At 49.0% G+C, this 21,383-nt stretch carries 16 protein-coding genes; 9 read left to right on the top strand and 7 right to left on the bottom strand.

What is annotated here, in order from left to right; genetic code table 11:
- Positions 1 to 55: 55 nt before the first annotated feature.
- The 4 genes from IEY24_RS02105 to IEY24_RS02090 all read right to left on the bottom strand — a co-directional run bounded on the left by IEY24_RS02105 (position 56) and on the right by IEY24_RS02090 (position 5,873).
- Positions 56 to 640: a DUF4202 domain-containing protein gene (locus tag IEY24_RS02105; protein ID WP_188928182.1), complete on the bottom strand. Its 585-nt coding sequence runs from the start codon at positions 638 to 640 to the stop codon at positions 56 to 58.
- Between the two features lie 22 nt (positions 641 to 662).
- Entirely contained in the window at positions 663 to 1,133 is a 471-nt protein-coding gene (locus tag IEY24_RS02100; protein ID WP_188928180.1) for a hypothetical protein, read from the bottom strand.
- A gap of 75 nt (positions 1,134 to 1,208) precedes the next feature.
- A complete protein-coding gene (gene treY / locus IEY24_RS02095) occupies positions 1,209 to 5,426 on the bottom strand; it encodes a malto-oligosyltrehalose synthase (RefSeq protein WP_188928178.1) in 4,218 nt (1,405 codons plus the stop codon).
- A gap of 69 nt (positions 5,427 to 5,495) precedes the next feature.
- A complete protein-coding gene (locus IEY24_RS02090) occupies positions 5,496 to 5,873 on the bottom strand; it encodes a response regulator (RefSeq protein WP_188928175.1) in 378 nt (125 codons plus the stop codon).
- 451 nt (positions 5,874 to 6,324) lie between these two features.
- Here IEY24_RS02090 and IEY24_RS02085 point away from each other — a divergent pair, with 451 nt between their 5' ends.
- The 5 genes from IEY24_RS02085 (at position 6,325) to IEY24_RS32725 (ending at position 14,392) form a co-directional block, all read left to right on the top strand.
- Entirely contained in the window at positions 6,325 to 8,283 is a 1,959-nt protein-coding gene (locus IEY24_RS02085; RefSeq protein ID WP_188928173.1) for an alpha-1,4-glucan--maltose-1-phosphate maltosyltransferase, read from the top strand.
- 8 nt (positions 8,284 to 8,291) lie between these two features.
- Positions 8,292 to 11,633 carry a maltose alpha-D-glucosyltransferase gene (gene treS, locus IEY24_RS02080; protein ID WP_188928172.1) on the top strand — a complete coding sequence of 1,114 codons (3,342 nt, stop codon included), beginning with the start codon at positions 8,292 to 8,294 and terminating at the stop codon, positions 11,631 to 11,633.
- A gap of 11 nt (positions 11,634 to 11,644) precedes the next feature.
- A complete protein-coding gene (gene glgB / locus IEY24_RS02075; RefSeq protein ID WP_188928170.1) occupies positions 11,645 to 13,570 on the top strand; it encodes a 1,4-alpha-glucan branching protein GlgB in 1,926 nt (641 codons plus the stop codon).
- 147 nt (positions 13,571 to 13,717) lie between these two features.
- Positions 13,718 to 14,107 (top strand): LytR/AlgR family response regulator transcription factor, encoded by a 390-nt coding sequence (locus IEY24_RS32730; protein ID WP_229221223.1) that lies wholly within the window; start codon positions 13,718 to 13,720, stop codon positions 14,105 to 14,107.
- Positions 14,108 to 14,116: 9 nt separating this feature from the next.
- On the top strand, positions 14,117 to 14,392 hold the full coding sequence (locus IEY24_RS32725) for a LytTR family DNA-binding domain-containing protein (protein WP_229221221.1): 276 nt from the start codon (positions 14,117 to 14,119) through the stop codon (positions 14,390 to 14,392).
- Here the strand turns inward: IEY24_RS32725 and IEY24_RS02065 are convergent.
- Positions 14,292 to 14,678 (bottom strand): DUF3037 domain-containing protein, encoded by a 387-nt coding sequence (locus tag IEY24_RS02065; RefSeq protein ID WP_188928168.1) that lies wholly within the window; start codon positions 14,676 to 14,678, stop codon positions 14,292 to 14,294. The genes IEY24_RS32725 and IEY24_RS02065 overlap by 101 nt on opposite strands.
- Positions 14,668 to 15,453 carry a HipA family kinase gene (locus IEY24_RS02060; RefSeq protein ID WP_188928166.1) on the bottom strand — a complete coding sequence of 262 codons (786 nt, stop codon included), beginning with the start codon at positions 15,451 to 15,453 and terminating at the stop codon, positions 14,668 to 14,670. Before IEY24_RS02060 ends, IEY24_RS02065 begins: the two co-directional genes overlap by 11 nt.
- Before the next feature lie 190 nt (positions 15,454 to 15,643).
- Here IEY24_RS02060 and IEY24_RS02055 point away from each other — a divergent pair, with 190 nt between their 5' ends.
- The 3 genes from IEY24_RS02055 to IEY24_RS02045 are packed head-to-tail and all read left to right on the top strand — an operon-like array spanning position 15,644 to position 18,919.
- The gene (locus tag IEY24_RS02055) at positions 15,644 to 17,062 is read left to right on the top strand and encodes an immunoglobulin domain-containing protein (protein ID WP_188928164.1); all 1,419 of its coding nucleotides are present in this window, start codon (positions 15,644 to 15,646) and stop codon (positions 17,060 to 17,062) included.
- Positions 17,063 to 17,115: 53 nt separating this feature from the next.
- Positions 17,116 to 17,793: a hypothetical protein gene (locus tag IEY24_RS02050; protein WP_188928162.1), complete on the top strand. Its 678-nt coding sequence runs from the start codon at positions 17,116 to 17,118 to the stop codon at positions 17,791 to 17,793.
- Between the two features lie 34 nt (positions 17,794 to 17,827).
- Positions 17,828 to 18,919, top strand: a complete 1,092-nt coding sequence (locus IEY24_RS02045) for an Ig-like domain-containing protein (RefSeq protein WP_188928160.1) — start codon at positions 17,828 to 17,830, stop codon at positions 18,917 to 18,919.
- Between the two features lie 32 nt (positions 18,920 to 18,951).
- Here IEY24_RS02045 and IEY24_RS02040 read toward each other — a convergent pair whose 3' ends face one another.
- Positions 18,952 to 20,217, bottom strand: coding sequence for a hypothetical protein (locus tag IEY24_RS02040; protein ID WP_188928158.1), 1,266 nt, complete (start codon positions 20,215 to 20,217; stop codon positions 18,952 to 18,954).
- 139 nt (positions 20,218 to 20,356) lie between these two features.
- On the opposite strand from IEY24_RS02040, the gene IEY24_RS02035 reads away from it, so the two are divergent.
- Complete coding sequence (locus tag IEY24_RS02035) at positions 20,357 to 21,373, top strand: right-handed parallel beta-helix repeat-containing protein (RefSeq protein WP_188928156.1); 1,017 nt, start codon at positions 20,357 to 20,359, stop codon at positions 21,371 to 21,373.
- Positions 21,374 to 21,383 lie beyond the last annotated feature (10 nt).

Here is a 21,383-nt window from a genome sequence, read left to right as displayed (position 1 = left end):
TCCGACTCGATCTACCAGACAATTCCAGCTTAGTGTTTGTAAAAGTTGCACGCATTCAGTCTTCTTTCAAAGCCTTTAAAATCAAATCCCGCCCTTGCTCGCTATACTGTAACGACAATGCTGCTTCGCGTCCCGGATCGCTCATTTTGCCCCACGTTTTTCGCAGAATATCGATCATTTTTTCTTCGGTCGTTTTGGCGATCAGCTCGTCGTATTGGTATTGAAGGAACACAAGGCACAGCGCGTTCTCCATCGTCTGGACGTCCGAATCGGTTTTGAGCCGCTGTTTGAGGACAATCTGTTTCACGCGGTTGATGGTTTGTTCATCGTAGCCTACTTCGGAAAGAATTTCTGTTGCGATTCCCGCATGATATTTTGCAAGGTCGCTTCGCCATTTGAGGTACCCCACACGACCATCCGGATAACTTTTGCGCGCGATCTCCCAACGGCCGATATGCTGGCACCGCGATGCCAAAAGCAGGCTTTCATCGGCTAGCGGGTCCAGCCTGGCAACCCATTCGTGGAGCTTTACAGCGTAAAAATATTCGACGGGGTAGTCTACATTGTCCCACAGAATGTGCTCCGGCGAGCGTTTGTTGTAGTTGTCAAAAAGTTCAAAAGCTTTGTCGAGCTTGTTCATGGTGATCTGGTATAGGTAAATTCTATTGTACTGCCTTGAATTTCAGAACAATGGTTGTCATGCGCGGGTAATCGTAGGCGGTACTTTGTGTTTTCATCACGAAAGATTCTTTTCGGACATCATCCGGACGCACCGTCCATTCCCCTTTATTACTGCCGTCCGTCGCTCCGATAGTAATATTTTGATCGTTGACCTGCCACCTGAGCAAAAAAGACTTAGAATCCCCCTTGAAAATACCTGAAAACACACCGTCTTTTTTCACCTGGACAGTTTCCATATACCTCTGAAAGTCTATGCTGCCAAATTGCTGCGTGATTTTACCATCTTTGAAAGTGACAGCGTCGTTGACAACGATCTCTTCTATCTTCCACTGGGGAACGGCCGTGAGCAATTCGGCTGCCTCTTGCGGCGAGTCGGCTGGTTGGTTGCAGGAAACGGTGAGAGCGCCTGCTAGGATTAGCAATATGAAAAAGAAAATTTTTCTGATAAGCATAGAGATCCAGGGCTGATGACTATCCGCAAATATAGCCACAACTGCATCGCACTTTCGATTTAAATTCCCGAATACTCACTCTCGGTTGTAAAGTTGTGTAATGGATGACAGAAACTGAGCGGCGTCCTCTGTGATCTGCCCGGGTAATAGCCGCCATGCCCAGTTGTTTTCGTTGGAGCCCGGAATATTCATTTTAGCCGTTTCATCCAGGTTAAGAATATCCTGTATGGGTAAAATCGCCGTTTTTGCTACCGAGCCAAAGGCCACCCTGGCCAGTTCTACTGCCACATTTTCTTCCGAAACGGGTTTGCCCAAATACATTTCGACATACTCCTGCCTACCCGTGGCTGCAAGCTCACGGTACCAGCCTCTGGTCGTGTTATTATCGTGCGTACCTGTATAGGCAAGGAAATTCGACTTAAAATGATGCGGAATGTGGTGGGATTGCGGCATATTATCGTCAAATGCAAATTGCAGCACCTTCATTCCAGGGAGATTGAATTTATCACGCAACAGGTAAACCTCAGGACTGATTTCTCCTAAATCCTCTGCAATGAACGGCAACTGACCCAGGACCGCTTCTGCTTTATGAAAGAAATCCTCACCCGGACCTGTTTTCCACGCGCCTTTGATAGCGGTCTTCTCGCCTCCTGGCACCTGCCAATAATCTGCAAATGCCCGAAAATGGTCCAATCGAATCAGGTCGAATAGCTCGATATTCCGCGCCAAGCGGTCGATCCACCATTGATACCCCTGCGAACGCAGGGCATTCCAATTGAAAACCGGCATACCCCAAAGCTGACCGACCTCGGAGAATGCGTCGGGCGGTACTCCGGCAATGCCCGTGATTTGACCGTCCGGATCTATGCAAAACAGTTCACGGTTAGCCCACACATCAGCCGAATCATAACTGACATAGAACGGAATATCGCCAAGTAGTTTGATCTCCCGGTCGTTACAATACTTCCGAAGGTTTGTCCATTGTTTATCGAATATATATTGCTGCCATTCGATCCATTGGATTTGGTCCCGGTCGCGCGCGCTCAATTTGTCGAGCGCAGCCTGCTCCCTGTTGCGGAACTCTACCGGCCAGGCGTACCATGGTTGATTCTCAAACCGCTTCTTCAATACCATATAGAGCGCAAAATCGTAGAGCCAGCTCGCATTCCTTTTTGCGAACGCTTCAAACTCTCCGGAGGCCTCCCCCGGACTGGCCTTGTAGTTCTGGAATGCTCGTTCCAATAGGAACTTCTTCTTCCGGCCGGCCGCTTCAAAATCCACTGTCGACGAATCCGGTAAATAGTTTGCTTTCAGATCCTCATCCGCTAGGTACCCTTCGCCTGCCAGTATGTCCGGGCTAATCAGCAGCGGATTCCCGGCACGACTCGATAAAGCGCTGTACGGGGAGTTGCCTTGGGAGGGCTCCGTGGGGTTAAGCGGGAGTATTTGCCATATTTTTTGGTTAGTCCTTTCTAAAAAATCAGCAAATTGGTACGCCGACGGACCGATGTCCCCGATGCCGAACGGTGTCGCCAATGAGCTGATATGCACCAACACACCTGCATTGCGCTCATTATGCGCCCGTTTCCCTTTCAGGATTGCCAGAGGCATACCCCCGAAGAGAGCCGAGGGGAAAAGTTTTGCCTGGAAAGTAACTTCGCTGCCTGTGAGCAAGTCGGTCCACTCCGAAAGAATATTTTCTGGCAACGTGATGTACGTATCCTCCCAATCCAGTTCGAAGAAATCCTTTCGCTGCGCCCGGCTCATCACAGCCGTATGCAGCGGCACTACCGTCACGCACACATCACGTTTGTATATCCGCATAAAGGCAAGCAGGTTATCTTTATAGATCCCATTTACTTGCAACGGAATGTATTCGCCCTGAATAAAAAGCATTGGGTTCTCTCTGCGCAGTCCAAATAAGCGCTGCGTCAGCCACAGTTTTACCAGTCCATTGTGACGGCTTTCCCAAATTCTTTCCAGGAGTTGGTCTGGTTCGTAGCTTTCTAGTTGGTCGAGCCATTCTTTGCGTTTACGAAAGTCAACTTGACGGCGGTTATCGGGATCGACAAGACTCAGATCCCATAATTCGCAACCCTGATACACGTCAGGAATTCCCGGACAAGTGAATTTGAGTACCAGCTGCGCCAACGAATTGATTATGCCAAAGTCCGCGATGGATTCCAGAAACTTCCGAAGTGATTCCGCAAATGCGGAACCTTCTTTCAGCGCTCCGTTGGCGAAATCATGGATCCCCTTCTCGTAGTCTTCCTTAGGTGATGACCACGAGGAGTTGGTTTTCGCCTCGCGCAATGCTTTCCGGAGATATTCACACAACCGCTCCGCGAAATCATCCAGGTTCTGCCCCGGCAATGGATAAGCACCTGCCACCGTTTGGTAAATTAGGTATTCATCATTGGCATCAGGTACCTCCGCAGATTCGCGCAATGTGCTATTGATCCTCCGCCATTCTTTTACTTTTTCAATCCATTCATCGGCCAAATCCGTGAGCACGTTTAGCCTGGCACGTACATCTTCTCCACGCTTGGTATCGTGCGTAGAAGTGGTACTCAGCGCCATCGGCCATTCTTTCCGGCGCTTTTTCATATACTTGTGAAAGTCACCGACAGTAATCCCAAAACGATCTGGAAAATCACCTACGTCGTTATGGGCAATGAACCGGTTATAGGTGTACATCAGCGTATCTTCACCTCCTTTGGCCATTAACGGACCAGTAAACTGCATACATCGCTGGTAAAATTCAGCTGCGCGGCTGTTGTACTGCTCATCGCCTAATGCAGGCCGGTGAATGAAACACTGTTCCAATACTTCCACTGCCGGAGACAAGTCAAGATGGTACTTATTAATATCGATTAAAATGCGCTTTACATCCTGGGATTCCTGCTCGGGGAGCGGCATTGCAGTGCCGTAGTACCTGTAAACCGGGCAGTGGATCAGGAATTCGCCAATTGCCTGACGGATAAATTCGGCTCCAATGCGTTCCAGGGTTTGCTGGTCGACAAGCTCCAAGGACACCAATAGCTCAAACAGGTTATCGAGCTCTCCGGCCATGTGCCCATAGAGAATTTCGCTTTTTTTGCTCAGCAACAGCTCATTAACTGGCCGATCATCTCCCGTCAGCTCTGCATAAAATGCGGTAAATGGCTCCCGCGCTGATTGATTTGTAAACAGATTGTTGACAACTGCTAGAAACTCGTAACCAGTTGTTCCCTGTACTGGCCATCGAGCAGGCAAATCTTCGCCCTCACCCAGGATTTTTTCCGCGATAATGTAAGTATCGTTCCCCACTTTCCCCCGCAACCTTTCCAGATATGCCGTTGGGGCAAAAAGACCGTCGATGTGGTCGATTCGCAGGCCCTGAAAGAGACCCTCTGCGGTCAATTGGCTGATCAGTGTATGGTATTTTTCAAAAACGGCGTCATCCTGTATATTTAGGCAAATAAGTCCGTTTACTGTAAAAAAACGACGGAAGTTGATCTGTTCCTCTGTTCGTCGCCAGTGGCAGAGTACATAGTTCTGCTGATCTGCCAGCGCAGTCAGCAATGCCGGATCTTCATTTATTTTTGATAATGTGGCGTCAACCGCAATTTTCGCTCCCTCCGTACTATAAAGTGCGCGGAGTTGCAAGATCCATTCGCCCCAGCACTGCGAGAATGCCGGCGCATCCTCGATACGGTTCATTTCTTCCAGCTGGTCAAGCAATTGGGTAAGAGCCTGTGATTTTCCTTCTACATTTTGCAGCAACAAAACGTATGACCTCAGGTTGAGCGGATAGGTTTGTCCGCCAATATCCAGGCCGAACCGACTGCCATCGTAACGCACCCTTACTTCCCCCTCAGCAATCAAGTCGTCCAGCTCTTCTGCTAAAAACGGTACCATAAGCTTGCCATGAAAAAGGCCGCTGTTCCATGCGATATCAAAGTATGGCGCAAAGACTGATTGTTTTCCTTTTTCCAAAACGTCCATCAGCCATGGGTTTTCGGCATGAAAGGCCATGTGGTTGGGGACAATATCCTGTAACCAGCCGATATCCGAATCCTGAAGGGCTGATATCAGACTACGCAACTGATCCAGGGTGCCTATCTCGGTATCTATCCGCTCGGAGTCTACGCCATCGTAGCCGTGCGTGCTGCCTGTTGTCGAGGCCAAAATCGGGGATGCATAAATCGTCCCCACGCCCAGCTTACGGAAATAGGGAATCAAATATTCAAAATCCTGAAATGAAAAGTCTTTATGAAACTGAAGGCGGTAAGTAGAGACCGGATTATTCATGAATGCTGATGATAAGTATATCGTCAGCTCGTTAAATATTATGCCAGCAAACGGCCCGACAATCGGATATTATCTTTTGAGAAGCTCCCTCAGCAACGGTATTTCGAGGGGTTTAGGCAAGAGTTGGATAATGTATGGGTTGGCTTCGGCTTCCTCGATGTCGGACGTGTCAACGGTGGATGAAATCATGAACAAGCGGATCCGCTTTCGAACCACATCGGGTAACAAACCATAATGTTCTGTGAATTCGAAGCCGTTCAAACCGGGCATTTGAAGGTCCAAAAGGATCACCGTCTCAGGCATATCTGCCCCCTGATCCCGCAGGTGATCTATTGCCTGCTGCGCCGAGCTGAACGTCCTTACCGTTTTGGTCAAACCACTTTTTAGCAGCAGTTTTTCCTGGGTAAACTGATCAAATACACTGTCATCAACGATAATAAATTCCATTTTACAGTAAGAGAAGGGGGTTCAGAATATCCATATTACTCCACGCCAATCAGATTCTTCCTATCTCTACACACCATTAAATTGTAGAAATAGTTGTCGTAAGTAAGCTACTAAGTTTTTAAATCTAACTGACAATCGGCAAATATTGACCTGTTTCTTTAGTCTTGCGGCAAATTTGGCATAAATGTAGTCAATGATTCCGGGCGACAGAGTCGGCAAACTCATGAGCAGGTACTGTCTTGGTTCCCTTGGCCTGGTGAAAGTGATCGTTGAGTTGTGAGATTTTGATGGAAGTGGGTTATTGAATGTAAAAGTTAATGAATAGTTTTTTTACTCTCAAGATAAAACCCGGATTTCGAGTCGGCGCCCATTACCTCTTTCCTTCCACTGCAGGCACGATTTTGATTATCATTCGGGCATTCATCATAAAAGAACTAAAAACGAATTGGTAATGAGCACGCTGGACGGTAGAAAGCGGGTGGTGATCAGCAATGTCAGGCCACAGATCGAAGAAGGGAGATTTCCAGCCAGAAGGGCGATCGGAGAAAGCGTCGTGTTCTCAGCAGATATCATCGCCGATGGCCACGATGCGGTTGCAGCGAGTGTGATTTTCCGTTACGGATCCGATCAGTTATGGCACGACATTCCCATGTCGCACGCGGGCAATGACCGTTGGCATGCGAGGTGGACGCCTGGAAAGGAAGGTTTTTATGAATACCGTTTTACTGGCTGGGTCGACCATTTTACGGCCTGGAAAAAGGGTTTGCTTAAGAAATTCGATGCCAACCAGGATATTGGTATCGAGCTGCGGATCGGAGCTGATATCTTAAAAGAGGCAGCCAGACTGGCGGCAATGGAGTATCAGTCTGCATTTGAAAGATGGATTACAGCATTGGAAAATGCCGCAGATCCACAGGAAGCTGTCGATCTCGCCCTTAGCGAGGTGTTGGCGGAAGCCATGTCAAAGATTCGTTACACTGATCGCATCAGCGTTTTTGACCGAACATTTCGCCTCGAAATCGAGCGTAAAAAAGCCGGTTTCAGCACATGGTACGAGCTTTTCCCGCGGTCGGCAGCTGAGGTTCCGGGAGAACACGGCACATTTCGCGACGTACTTAGGCTGTTGCCGAAAGTTGCCAAAATGGGTTTCGACACGCTTTACTTTCCTCCCATTCATCCGATTGGCGAATTGAATCGCAAAGGAAAAAATAATTCTCTGGTCCCGTCCTCCGCCGACCCGGGTTCTCCCTGGGCGATAGGCAACCGACTTGGCGGACACAAATCTGTACATCCCCAGTTGGGTACGATCGAGGATTTTGCCGAGCTGGTTAGCGAAGCGAAACTTCTTGATATTGAGATCGCCATGGACATCGCATACCAATGCGCACCCGACCACCCCTATGTGAAAGATCATCCGCAGTGGTTCAAATGGCGCCCGGACGGTACGGTGCAATACGCCGAAAACCCGCCCAAAAAATATGAAGACATCCTTCCGTTTGATTTCGAAACACAAGACTGGCAAAATCTGTGGAGTGAGCTTAAAAGTGTGATAGATTTCTGGATAGATCAGGGAGTCAACGTTTTCCGCATCGATAATCCACACACGAAAGCTTTCGCATTTTGGGAATGGATGATTGGTGAAGTCCGCAAAGTGAACCCGCAGATAATCTTTCTTGCCGAGGCATTCACACGTCCACGGGTGATGGAGCGGCTTGCGAAAATCGGGTTTAACCAGTCATACACCTATTTCACCTGGCGAAATAGCAAATGGGAACTGGAACAATACCTGTACGAGCTCACCAAAACCGACCAGCAATATTATTTCCGTCCCAATTTCTGGCCTAACACGCCCGATATCCTGCCACACCATCTGGTAGAAGGTGGTGAGAACGCGCACATCATCCGGTTCATCCTTGCCGCTACCCTTTCTTCCAATTATGGCCTGTACGGGCCGGTTTATGAGTACGGCATTAATGCACCCTACCCGGGAAAGGAAGAATATACCGATAATGAGAAGTACGAGATCAAACATTGGGACTGGAACCGTTACAGCCGCACTCGTGAGATTATCACCCGTATAAATCGCATCAGGAAAGCCTATTCCGCATTGCAGTCGACCTGGAATATTGATTTTAATCAAACCGATAATGATAGGGTGATCAGCTACACGAAAGTCGCAGCGGACGATGGTGAGCCTTTAATTATCGCCGTCAATCTGGATCATCACCATACACAGGGCGCACACATCCGGGTGCCACTCCAACAGTTCGGGCTCGGACACGATCAATCCTACCTGGTCTTCGATATGCTGAGCGGAGAAAAATACAAATGGCAAGGGGAGTATAACTACGTGCAGATGAATCCCTTCGAAATGCCGGCGCACATTCTAAAAATTGAACGATTGAATTAAGAGAGCAGATGGAATACAGCAAAGGAATGCCCGAGAAAAATTTGCATTGGTATAAAGATGCAGTTATTTATGAACTTCATATCAAAGCTTTCAAGGACGGAAACTGCGATGGGATAGGCGATTTTCAGGGCCTGATGCAACAGTTGGATTACCTTGAGGACCTAGGGGTTACGGCAATCTGGCTCCTACCTTTTTACCCTTCGCCTCTGCGCGATGATGGATATGATATTGCTGATTACTACACCATTAATCCCTCATACGGCGATATTCAGGAGTTTAAAACCTTCCTGCGTGAGGCACACAAGCGGGGCCTGAAAGTGATTACCGAGCTGGTGATCAATCACACTTCCGATCAGCACCCCTGGTTCCAAAGGGCACGTCGCGCTCCGAAAGGCTCTGCCTACAGAAATTACTACGTGTGGACTGACGATCCCAAACAATTTAAGGATGCTCGCATAATTTTTCAGGATTATGAAAAATCCAATTGGACCTGGGACGCCGAGGCTGAGCAATACTACTGGCACCGGTTCTTTCATCATCAGCCTGATCTGAATTACGATAGCCTGGACGTTCAGGAAGAGATTTTCAAGATCATTAATTTTTGGTGCAAAATGGGCGTCGACGGCTTCCGGCTGGATGCTGTACCCTACTTGTTTGAAAGGGACGGCACCAATTGCGAGAACTTGCCCGAGACGCATGCTTTTTTGAAGAAACTCAGAAAGCACGTCGACGGCCGATATCCGGGTACATTGCTGCTGGCAGAGGCCAATATGTGGCCTGAGGATTCGGCAGCTTATTTCGGCGATGGTGATGAATGCCAAATGAACTACCACTTCCCGATCATGCCACGGATGTTTATGTCGCTACAAATGGAGGACCGCTATCCTCTTACCGACATATTCGACCAGACCCCGGCCATCCCCGAAAATTGCCAATGGGGAATTTTTCTTCGTAATCACGACGAGCTAACGCTTGAAATGGTGACTGACGAGGAGCGCGACTATATGTATAAGGTGTATGTCAAAGATCCCAAAGCCCGGATCAACCTTGGTATACGGCATCGGCTTGCCCCATTAATGGAAAACAACAGGAAGAAGATTGAGCTTCTGAACAGCTTGCTATTTACTTTTCCGGGAACACCTATCATCTATTATGGCGACGAGATCGGGATGGGGGATAATTTCTATCTCGGCGACCGTGACGGCGTGCGCACACCCATGCAATGGAGTCCCGACCGCAATGCCGGGTTCTCCCAGGCCAACCCTCAGCGCCTGTACTTGCCGCTAATCCTGGATCCTCAATACCACTACGAATCAGTGAATGTCGAATTACAATCGCGGAACTCTTCTTCGTTGTTGTGGTGGATGCGGCGGGCGATAAGTACGCGTAAGAGGTATAAGGCGTTCAGTCGTGGTGACATCAAATTCCTAAACCATGAGAATGCGAAAGTACTGGCATTCACCCGTACATACGAAAACGAAACGATGCTGGTGATCGCCAACCTTTCCAGGTTTCCGCAGCCCTTAGAACTGGATCTGGACCAATACACGGGTTTTCAGCCGGTAGAAATTTATAGCAAAAACAAATTTCCCTCTGTCAAAGACAATATCCCCTATTTCTTCACCCTGGAAGCGTATGGCTGTCAGTGTTTTATAATGCAGAAAACGCATCCAGAAATCGACGTGAACCAGCAGCTGCCGTTGATCAGGCTTGAAAGATGGAAAGATCTTTTGGAGCCCTCCGTGATTGAACAACTGGAAACCAGCATCTTGCCTTCTTACCTAATGAAAATGAGGTGGTTTGGAGGAAAGGGGAAAGGTCTGGAGCGAATCAGTATCATATCGCATGCCTCCATTCCGTTGGGAGACAACCCGCCATGCTTTCTGTTCTTACTGGAAATCTCCTATCAGAATGACCTGCCGGAGATGTACCAGCTCCCTGTCGCGTTTGGCAAGGTGCCCTTCGCGTTTAAGGTCCGTGAAAACTGCCCGCAGGCGGTATTGGCGCGCATTCAGATTAAAGGCGAGGAAGAAGGTGTATTATTCGATGCTATCTACGGTCTTGAACTGCAACAGGCGTTGATCCAGAATATGGCCGGAAACGAGCGGTTGCAAGCCAAAGACAGCCAGATTCACTTTTCGGCACACCGGCAGCTTGCCCAGCATATCAATGAAACCGACCGCATCAAGCCTCGTGTACTTTCGGGAGAGCAGAGCAATACATCCATTGCTTACGATGGAAAATATTTTTTCAAACTTTACCGCAAGGTCGACAGGGCCATTAACCCCGACGTGGAAATCACACAATACCTGACCAATAAGGCCCGATTTAAGAATATCCCGGCTTACGTTGGGGTTATTGAATGGAAATACAAAAAAGATTCGATGGTACTGGGAATGATGCAGGAAATGGTCCCAAATGCCACAGATGCCTGGGCAAACATGCTCGACCGGCTGGATAGTTTCAATGAAAAGGTCCTCTCGACTACTGGCCTTGAGCTTCCGGGCGAACTCCTGGGAACACTTACTAACCCGGCAAGCTACGAGGAGATCCCCGAAATGCTTAAAGAACTACTAGATGTACATGTCGCAGAGCAAGCCCGACTGTTGGGCGTCCGTACTGCCGAAATGCACCTGGCTCTTGCAGGAGAAAAGGATGATGCCGATTTTAAACCGGAGGAATTCTCTCTGCATTACCAACGCTCAGTATATTCATCGCTGCAATCATTGGTCCGTGTGGCATTTCAAAGCGTCAACCGGAATATCAGGAAATTGGATCCCGAAACACGGCAAGCGGCTGAGGAGATAATACAGTCCCGGGAAGAAATCCTGACAGAACTTAAAAAAGTGTATAGGCATAAGATCGACACTGCTAAAATCCGCATTCACGGCGACTACCACCTCGGACAGGTGCTGTTTACCGGGAAGGACTTCGTCCTTCTTGATTTTGAAGGTGAACCTGCGCGCAGTTATAGTGAACGAAGGTTGAAGCGATCCGCCTTGCGGGACGTGGCCGGCATGCTCCGGTCTTTCCATTATGCAGCGCACGGCAGTCTGTATCTGGACAACCAGATCAGGCCCGAGGATGTGAACAAACTACTACCCTTTGTGGAGCAATGGTATCACTACATGAGCGGTTTTTTTATGAAGGCATATTTGGAGACGGTCGGTAACAGTCCCATCATTCCGCATCAGAAAGGCGACCTGGAAACACTTTTAAGAACATACCTGCTTCAAAAAGCCATTTACGAGCTCAACTATGAAGTAAACAACAGACCATCGTGGGTACTGGTGCCTTTAAGGGGCATCCGAGCCATTCTTAACGACAAAGAGGCGGGGGTAATCGTTTAACTGATCGTATTATGATGCTACAACAGCAGAACAAACCGCAACTTACCGTCCACGACGTTGAGCTGTTCGGATCCGGCAAACACTATCATATTTACAATAAGCTCGGCGCACATATTCAGCACCAAACAGAAGGCCAAGCAACACATTTCGCTGTGTGGGCGCCCAATGCTGCCGAAGTTTCTGTGATCGGTAACTTCAACGGTTGGGACAGGGCAGCTCACTTACTTTTGGCCCGTGCAGATGGCTCTGGTATCTGGGAAGGTACTGTTCCAGACGTTGGGCAGGGAGCGCTCTACAAGTACTTCATACGCTCCAATAATGGCTATGAAGTCGAAAAAGGTGATCCTTATGCGGTTTATTGGGAAGTTCCGCCGCGCACCGCTTCGGTGGTGTGGGGGCTGGAATTTGAATGGAGTGATCAAGCCTGGCTCGAAGAACGGAAATCTCCGGCGCTGAACAAACCAATTTCAATTTACGAAGTGCATCTGGGCTCATGGCGTCGGGTGAACGACCAGGACGGACGCGAGATGACGTACCGTGAACTAGCGGCCGAGCTTCCGGAATACTGCCTGTTTTTGGGATTCACCCATGTAGAGTTTCTGCCCGTAATGGAGCACCCCTTCTATGGATCGTGGGGTTACCAGGTAGTCGGTTACTATGCACCAACAAGCCGCTACGGAACGCCTCAGGATTTTATGTTTCTTGTCAATGCGTTGCATCAGGCTGGCATTGGCGTAATTCTTGACTGGGTGCCTTCTCATTTCCCAACCGACGAGCACGGGCTGAGCTATTTTGATGGATCGCATCTATACGAGCACGCCGACCCACGGCAGGGTTTGCATCCCGATTGGAAAAGCGCCATTTTCAACCCGGGGCGTCATGAGGTTAAAAGTTTTCTAATTTCCAATGCACTTTACTGGCTGGACAAATTCCACATCGACGGCCTGCGAGTGGACGCGGTAGCCTCTATGCTTTATCTTGACTACTCACGGAAAGAAGGCGAATGGATTCCAAACCGTTATGGCGGCAGGGAGAATCTGGAAGCAATAGAATTCTTGCGGGAATTCAATGGGGCCGTTCACCAGTCTTTCCCGGATGTGATCACGATCGCTGAGGAATCCACAGCCTGGCCCGGCGTTACCCATGCGGTCAGCAGTGGTGGGCTTGGTTTCGATCTTAAATGGATGATGGGCTGGATGCATGATTCTCTCGCTTATTTAAAAAAAGACGCCGTTTACCGCAGCTATCACCACGAGCAACTTTCGTTCAGCTTGCATTACGCCTTTTCTGAACGTTTTGTGCTGCCCCTTTCGCATGATGAGGTAGTCCATGGGAAGCGTTCATTGCTTCAAAAAATGCCCGGGGACGATTGGCAACGCTTTGCCGGGCTGCGTTTGCTGTATACATACATGTACGCGCACCCGGGTGCAAAGTTGCTCTTTATGGGAGGGGAATTCGGACAGCACCACGAATGGCGGCATGATTACAGCCTCGACTGGAATGAAAACCTGCATCCGCCGCATGAAGGCATCCAAAAGCTGATTAAGGATCTTAATTCGCTTTATCGCAACGAGCCGGCGCTGTATGAAAGAAATTTCTCAGCAGAAGGATTCGAATGGATCGACCACCAGGATGCTACCAATAGTGTACTTGCATGGATCAGGAAAGGAGCCTCCTTATCAGATCAACTGCTATTTGTTGCCAATTTTACACCGGTGGTGCGGAATAATTATCGAATTGGTGTCTCGAAGCCGGGCTATTATCAAGAAGTATTCAATAGTGACAACCTGCGCTATGGTGGTGCCGATGTTATGAATTTTGAAAAAATTGAAACCTACCCTATTCCAAAACATGGACATATGCATTCCCTACCGTTGACATTGCCTCCACTCGGTGTAATAGTATTGAAATACAAAAAAGTCTTTGACTGGCTTTAACGGCATTGATAGTTTCCAGACCACTAACCACTCGAAACAAAAAATTTGGGGCCCTCAATTTGGTGCTCGGAATACGCAATAACACGCACTAATTGTCGAATTGACAAGCTACTAGGAGTACTTAATTTTGTTTTTGGGAACGATTAGATGCAACAGGTCAGTTCCTGCTGGCCCGCAAAAACCGCCTACGACATTGTATTTGCAACGGCCTTCAATCAATATGTCATTCAGGCGATCCGGTTCAGCGCATTAGATTATCTGCTGAAACCGGTCGACCCGGAAGAGTTGCAAACCGCCATCAATCGCCATGTCTATAAGGTAAAGGAAAAGCCGCAACAGCAGACCCAGCAATTGTACGACAACCTGGTCCACAACATCGAAAAGAAGATCAGGGAATTCCGACTTGCAGTGTCTTCAAGTGAGAGCGTGTTCTTTTTCACGCTCGACGAAATTCTCCGGGTGGAAGCCGACAAACACTATACGGGTATTCACCTGATCGGCAAGCGGCCGTTTCTGGCCAGTAAAACCCTAGAATAGTTCGATGAGATGCTGGGCGAGTTCAATTTCATCCGGACACACAAATCACACCTCGTCAATCCGAAGTATATTAAGCAGGTAACGCACAATAAACATTTTTTGCTGTTGTCCGATGGTTCAAGAATCGAGATTTCACGCCGCAACAAGGAGCTTGTGCAGCAATACCTTAAACTGAAATGGCTGACTATTTTACTTGCTGCACAAAAAGCCTTTCCAATGTTTCTGCCGGGTCGGCAGAAAAACCGGGATGGACTTTGGATGTCTGCAAAACCGTGCTGCGGGTAGCTGTAAGCCACCGGAAGCGAGATGCAGCGGGCAATGCAGCAATAGGGCTTCCGCACTGCCGGTTACCTTCGCAAATTTGCCTGAATGCATGAAGATATCTTTCAACCTCGATCAGATCTATGCCACTAGCGAAAGCTGTCAGGCGATCTGGCTCGACTTCGGAAACACAAGCAAGAAATCCTCTCGCAGGACAATACAATACGACACCCACGTTCAAGAATTCTTCCCGCTCAACCCGCGGGACGATGCGCAACACCGCATATTCGTATAAAAATCTATCTGGCATCCTGGGCTCCTTTCACAAAAATTTCAGACGCTGAGAGGCGGGCCTGCAAATATGAAATGTAGGCCTGCCGGTGCTCATCGGCAGATTCAAATGGAGAATCCACCGACAACCAGTCGTTGGGAATAAGGGATACAACCGCTGGAATAACGCCATTGGCCAGCCGCTCGCGAAATTCAGCATTTACTTCTGTTAGTAGCGACGCGTTTGGCAATAAAACATGATCCTTTATCTGTATGAATGGCCGCCGAGCCTGCTCCTGCCAGTTCTGCCATGAATGATGAAAATAAAGTGCTGCCCCGTGGTCGATCAGCCACAGCTCTTTATGCCACATGAGCATGTTGGTATTGCGGGCGGTGCGGTCGACGTTGGTTAGAAAACTATCAAGCCACACGATCTCGGATGCCAGTCGAGGCCCCACCTTTGTTACAGCCGGATCAAATGTAATAGCCCCTGAGAGGTAATGCATTGCCAGGTTCAGGCCGGTGCTGGCTTTCAGTAAATCCTGGATTTCCTCATCGGGCTCCGTTCTGCCAAAACCTTCGTCGAGGTTCGCAAAGACTATCTCGGGAACCTTGAGTCCCAGAATACGGGCTAGTTCCCCTCCTATCATTTCTGAAATCAGAGCTTTTGTACCTTGCCCCGCTCCTCTGAATTTCAGCACGTAAAGAAAATCATCGTTGGCCTCGGCAATGGCCGGCAGCGAACCGCCTTCCCTAAGCGGGGTCAGGTAACGAAGCACATTGACAGTTCGCAGGCTAAAAAGTTGGTTGTCCACTTGAAACAGCTAGATCGGTTTAACAGGCCGAAGTTAGTCATTTTCATCTTTGCCGAGTAGGATTAATTGCCAAACGGAGCCTGGGAGGCACTTTGTAAAATTTCGTATAAATTATTGAAGAAAATTTGCATGTCACCATTCCGCTCCTTACTTTGTAGAAGTAATTTTAAATGTAAACCTTCTTCTTCATTTGATAAAATTTTACCTGAAACTACTTCTGGCTTTGGCCGGCAGTGGGGGATTTGTGCAATTTTCCTTTGCTCAGCCTGCAAATGCAGTATATCCCGATAAGCAAACCAACGGTGGTAGTGCGGCGGGCGGTGGCCTCACCGGAAGCTATTCGGTGGCCAACGCCGACAATGCCAGAAACGCTACCGGGAATATCAAGCCAAACAATAACTTTGCAGTGCTTACTGCCAGCAGCACGTTGGGAACTTCCACGGCTTGGATACAGCTCGAATTTCCCGCAGAGGTAACCAGCGGTGCAGCGGCTCCGGTGACTGTGTATGTGCGTACCAACAACAACACAAATGCCTTGCTGGGTGGAGGGGTAGAGCTAACCGCGCACGACAAAAATGGGGTTCAGGTAACTGTTCAGTCTGCTAATTATAAAACCTACTACACTCCGGACGGGTCGGTATTTCTGGCCGTTACACCCACCGCCACATTTAAGTACATTAGGACTAAACTCTCGTCGCCGGTCGCATTGGGGACCAATACTTTACAGGTTTATTATGCATTTTACGGGCCAGGAGCAACGAATACGTCTAACCCCTATCCTTTCAATGTCGCCGATTGCGGCAGCCCCAACGTTTCAACCAAAGACTATTCGGGTCTGACGCTTGGAAATTTTGATGTGCTGAATGCAGGAAATGCTGTTGATAATGATTTGAATTCAAAGTCGTCCTTCGTCTCGACGGGCGTTGCTTTGCTAAGCGGACATATTAAGCAGACGTTCTTCTTCAATGGGGTTTCCAACAATGCCGATGCGGTGCGGGTCATCCTGTCGCAAAGCGGGTCGTTCCTGGCAGTGAATCTCGCATCGAGCATTACATTGCAGAGCTACAACGGCAGCACACCGATTGGTACTTCGACACTCGTCAATGCACTGCTGGACACAGACTTACTAGGGCTTTTAGCTGGGAACAATAATCAAGTGGCCTTCTATTTTGCACCAAAAGATGCCAGCGGCAACTCCGTGATATTCGATCGCATAGAGCTTGATCTGAATATTGGCCTGCTCGGTGTGGGGCTTGGCAGTAACGGTCTGAATATTCATGACGTGCGGCGCTCGCCCGATATCCCTGCTGCAACCGGCCCCAAAGCTTGCAGCAACATAGGCACTGCCGCATTATCGGCGCTAGCCCAGCAATTGGGCATCTCCGGGATTGGTAGCTTTTCCTATGCATGGTACACTACTGCGCATGGTAGCAGTGCTGTTTCAAGCGCGCAAAGCTGGACTGCGAGTGGACTTAGCACACCCGGCACGGCATCCTATTATGTTGAGACAACCAAGTCGGGTTCCGGTTGCATTGCTTCCCCCCGCAAGAAAGTGGATATCATCGTGTCAAGCCCGCCCGTATCGCCGGGCGTCGCACTGAACCCCTGATCAGTTTGAATTTAAACCGTCCTTTATAATTGTTCATCTTTATCATTTCAATCATGAAAACACTGTTTACCACCCTCCTCGCAGTTTTGTTTTTCTCTTGCCTGGCACCAGTATCGAAGGCCGCCACTTACTATGTCGTGAACGGGCAATCGTTTTCGCTATCGCCCGCCGCCGGTTCCAATTTCTTCCAGTACCTTTGGACACTAGACCCTGGTGTCGGCCAAACAATCGAAACCCTCGACCAAGCCAGCGGCGGTGTTCTCAGCCACACCTTCTCGGATGCCATCACTTCTCCGAGCATACACAAAATAACACTCGGTGTGATTGAAGTATTCGAAGGCTGTTTGTCTAATGTCGTTGAACACACCATTATTGTGCTTCCCAAGCTGACGATAAGTCTTACCGCCGATAAGGAGAATTTCTGTACTGATAAAACGGTAGCCGCAACCCTTTCAGCAACAGTTTCGGCCACAACCGGCCTCGACACATATGGTGTAACTATTTCCCCGTTCGCTTGGAGCAAGGGAGGTTCCGTGATTAGTGGACAGACCGGTTCGACCCTGAACGTGACCGAAGCCGGCACATACAGTGCCCTGGTGAATTACATACTCCCTACCGTCGGTGATTTTATTCCGACCGCTTCCAAACTGACTGGTTCAGTAATAGGCGGAACCAAAGAAATCCTGCATAACCTGCCGGTGCCAACTGTTCCGGCCATCACACTTAACTAATTTGGGTAACCCAAAAGAGCGAAATCTCACAGTTATGCGCTACTACCTGTTAATATGGATGCTTCTGGTATCGGGCTGGGCCTGTGCGCAAAGCCAGATCAGGGAAGTATTCATGTGTAAAGATGCCACATTGCGGATCAAAGCCGAATCCACCGGTGCGGTGCGTTATGAATGGTTTCTGGATAATCAGGTGATCACGGGCAGATCGGCGCCCGAATTACTCGTGAACGAAGAGGGCACCTACAAAGCATTAGGCGTGAATGCCGATGGCTGCGAATCCGGGGAGTCGGTTTACATCGTGGTTAAACACTATAAGCCATCGGCAGTTGATGACTTTATAGCGGGAAAAACAAATGCAACGGTGGTGATCGACGTGTTGAAAAACGACTTGTCCGAATGCGCCAGCCTTAACGCTGCGTCGCTCGCCGTCGTGCAAGGCCCCGTCTCAGGCAATGCGACAAGTACAAATGGGAAGATAACGTATACCCCTGAACGTGATTTCCTCGGCCAGGTGACGATCAGCTACACTGTTAGCGACCAGACCGGACAGCTTTCCAACGTCGCACAGGTCAAAATCGATATCCTCACCGACCCGTTGCCGGTAGCACTAGCTTATTTCGATGTTCAGAAAACCGAGGACTTGGCATTGCTCGAATGGCGCACTACAGGGGAGGCCAATAGTGCTCATTTCGATGTGCAACGACGCGATGATACCCGCGACTGGCGCCAGCTGGGTACGGTTGAGGCGGCCTATGAAAGTAATACGGTACGCAACTACACCTTCATAGACAGCTTTCCAGGGCAGGGATTGAATTACTACCGGCTGAAAATGGTAGACGCTGACGGTAGCTTCACTTATAGCCAGGTGCGTTCGATAAATTTTCCCGATTTTTCGTGGGCCGAAGTTTATCCAAACCCGGTTGAGGATCAGCTACGCATTGTGATACGTAACAAAAAAGTGAGCAACGTTAGAGTGATCAGCCATTCAGGGATTGTAAGGCTGTCACAGGCGGTCACCTCGCCCTCATTTACAATCAGTATGAAACAATATCCAACCGGCATGCATTATATCCATTTTGAGCAGGCCGACGGAGCCGTCAAGATTTTCAAGTTGATGCATAATTAAATCAGGCCCCGGTTTGTGCCGGGGCTATGATTTTACAATGCATTGAAAACTGACTTTCCGCCAGATTGCAGGCTTACTTTCCGCACAGAGCCGGTCCCGCGGAAGCCAAATGCAATGCCGAGTATCTTAATCTGGCGGTCGGGGACCGGAAATTCAAATGCCTGTTCGTTGTTGATAGCATACCGGATTTTCCCCGCAGATGCTGTGCAAGACACACTAGCCCAGTCCAAGAAATCTACCCCAAATGCCGACAAGTCCGCCTTTTTGCCTGACACGTAATTGTCGACGCTCATCAAATTAAGCTCCGAAACACATCCTTTTGCGGACAATGGTATGACAATGGGCATATCGTCGGTGATAAGTGAAATATAAGTTAACTGGCAAGCTGCTGAACCTTCGCTATATTCATTTTTAATTTGAGTTGAAAAGGAAAAATCACCAAGCGGTACCGGTTCGAAGTTGCCGACATTAAAGAACTTGATCATAGGTGGATCAGGCTGCATTGCAATATTTTTCTTTTCAATAGTCCCGGTATTGATTTCAATGGCACCAGCGCGTAAAAATTCTTCCTTTCTTAGATAAACCGGCATTTTCGGCCGATCGATTAGCCCTGACCAACCATCAGTTCCAACAAGTAGTTTATGCTCCTGCACGATCTGATCGCCGACTAATAGTTTGGCCTGATACGTACCGGGCTCATAATACACCGAGGTATGCTTGTGCAAATTTTTGTCGACCAAAACCCTTCTGGAATCGTCCCAGGACTGCTGAATAAATACCGAATCGGTCGGTGAAGCCGATGCGTCGTAAGTAAAAATGACGGAGTTTGGAATACCCCGCGTAACCGAGCGGCTTTCGAAGGAATAGGCACTCTTTTCCAATTGCGGCTCTCCTTTATCAAATGCGAGCATACTTGCCAGAATAACAATCAAAGCGGCAGTCGCAGCCCACGCCAACTGCCTCCAGCTCCGTGGTTTTTGGGCAACGGCATCCTTCGGTGTTTCCTCGTTGTGTTCCGTTACGGCAGTTTGGTTTTGCTTTACAAACGCACGCCAGTCGCTCGAACCGGCAAACCGTGCCAGAGTATTGAGCGTAGTTCCGCTTGGCAAATGGTTGTATTCGGCCCTTCCCCAAATTCGGCGGAGCGTGCTTGTGCTGAGCGACACACCAGTTTCGTTCAGGACCAGTTCGCTCAGGTTTTCGAAATCGACCGTTTGCCAACCATCCCCCGGCCCCCAGCCTAGTTTATCCTCGATGACAGCCTTGCAACGCTGCAATTCATTTATTTCAGAAACCATTGTAAATGAGCGTGATAAAACTTGACAAAACTTGATCCGAACTTGAAAACGACATTACAGACGGCCTGATTATGTTTGAACAGACAAAGGAACCAGCCGACCGGCCGTGTAACCGAAACGACCAACAAATATTTAAAAGATGTACAAATTAAGCTATTTATTGTCCATTATCTTACTGCTCGTCGTCTGCCGGATGCAGGCGCAGACGCTTCACGTAAATGCATCCACAGGCAGCGACACAGCCAATGGCAAGGTCGAAACGCCGATAGCGACGTTGCAGCGAGCCGTTGAGCTGGCCAAGACATTTAAAACCGGCGAAAGCGTTACGATCAAAGTCGCACCGGGCCTTTACACACTGCGCGACCAGGTGGTGATCGACAAGCGCAATACCGACGAGGCGTGGCTCACGATCGAAGCAGCTACTATGCCCGATGATGCGGACTGGAAGCCCGCGCAAATGCCGGTGATCCAGTCAATATCGGCCAACAATAACAAAACGCAGTTCCAGCATGCGGTTGGGTTTCTGATAGCAGCCGATCACGTGCGTATCCGCGGACTGAAATTTATCGGCAACGGCAATCCGGAGGTGCAGTACTATTATCCTGTGAGCCGCAAAGACTCGACCCTGACCGGCCTGGATGTTTCACAATGCTATTTTATCGGCGAACGCAATTCGGCCCCCATTCAAGGGAGCATCTGGGCGCACGGCGCGGGCGTTCATGTCGACCACTGCATTTTTTACGGTACCAAGAATGCGCTGCTCCTTTTTGCAGCCATCAGGGATTTTTCACTTAAAAACTCGGTCATTGCAGGCGCCTACGAATCGGCGGTGTGGTTCGGCACTTTCCATGAGCCATTTGTATTTGAAAACAACATCGTCGCCAACTCCGAATACCTGTGGCTCCGCGCGGAAAAGACCTACCCGAAATACAAATTCAAAAACTGCCTTTTTACCGGTATGCAGCATGAAATGGGTTACTATGGTCAGAACGGCGCAGCACCGGCGGAAAAGAACGCGCATTCCGAAGTACATGTCGGGCGCTCAGGCAAGTTGCTGCTCAGCGAGGTAGCAACCAACGGCTTGCCCCGAGATTATCTCAACCCACTTCCAAATTCGGCCGGAAAAGAGCTGAACGCGGGCATTTTCAAGAAATAGTCTCACTTTA

Origin of the sequence: Dyadobacter endophyticus, assembly GCF_014641595.1 — a bacterium.
GTDB classification, from domain to species: domain Bacteria; phylum Bacteroidota; class Bacteroidia; order Cytophagales; family Spirosomataceae; genus Dyadobacter; species Dyadobacter endophyticus.
The sequence above is the reverse complement of the archived record's forward strand: the minus strand, read 5'-3'. Positions and strand labels throughout refer to the sequence as shown.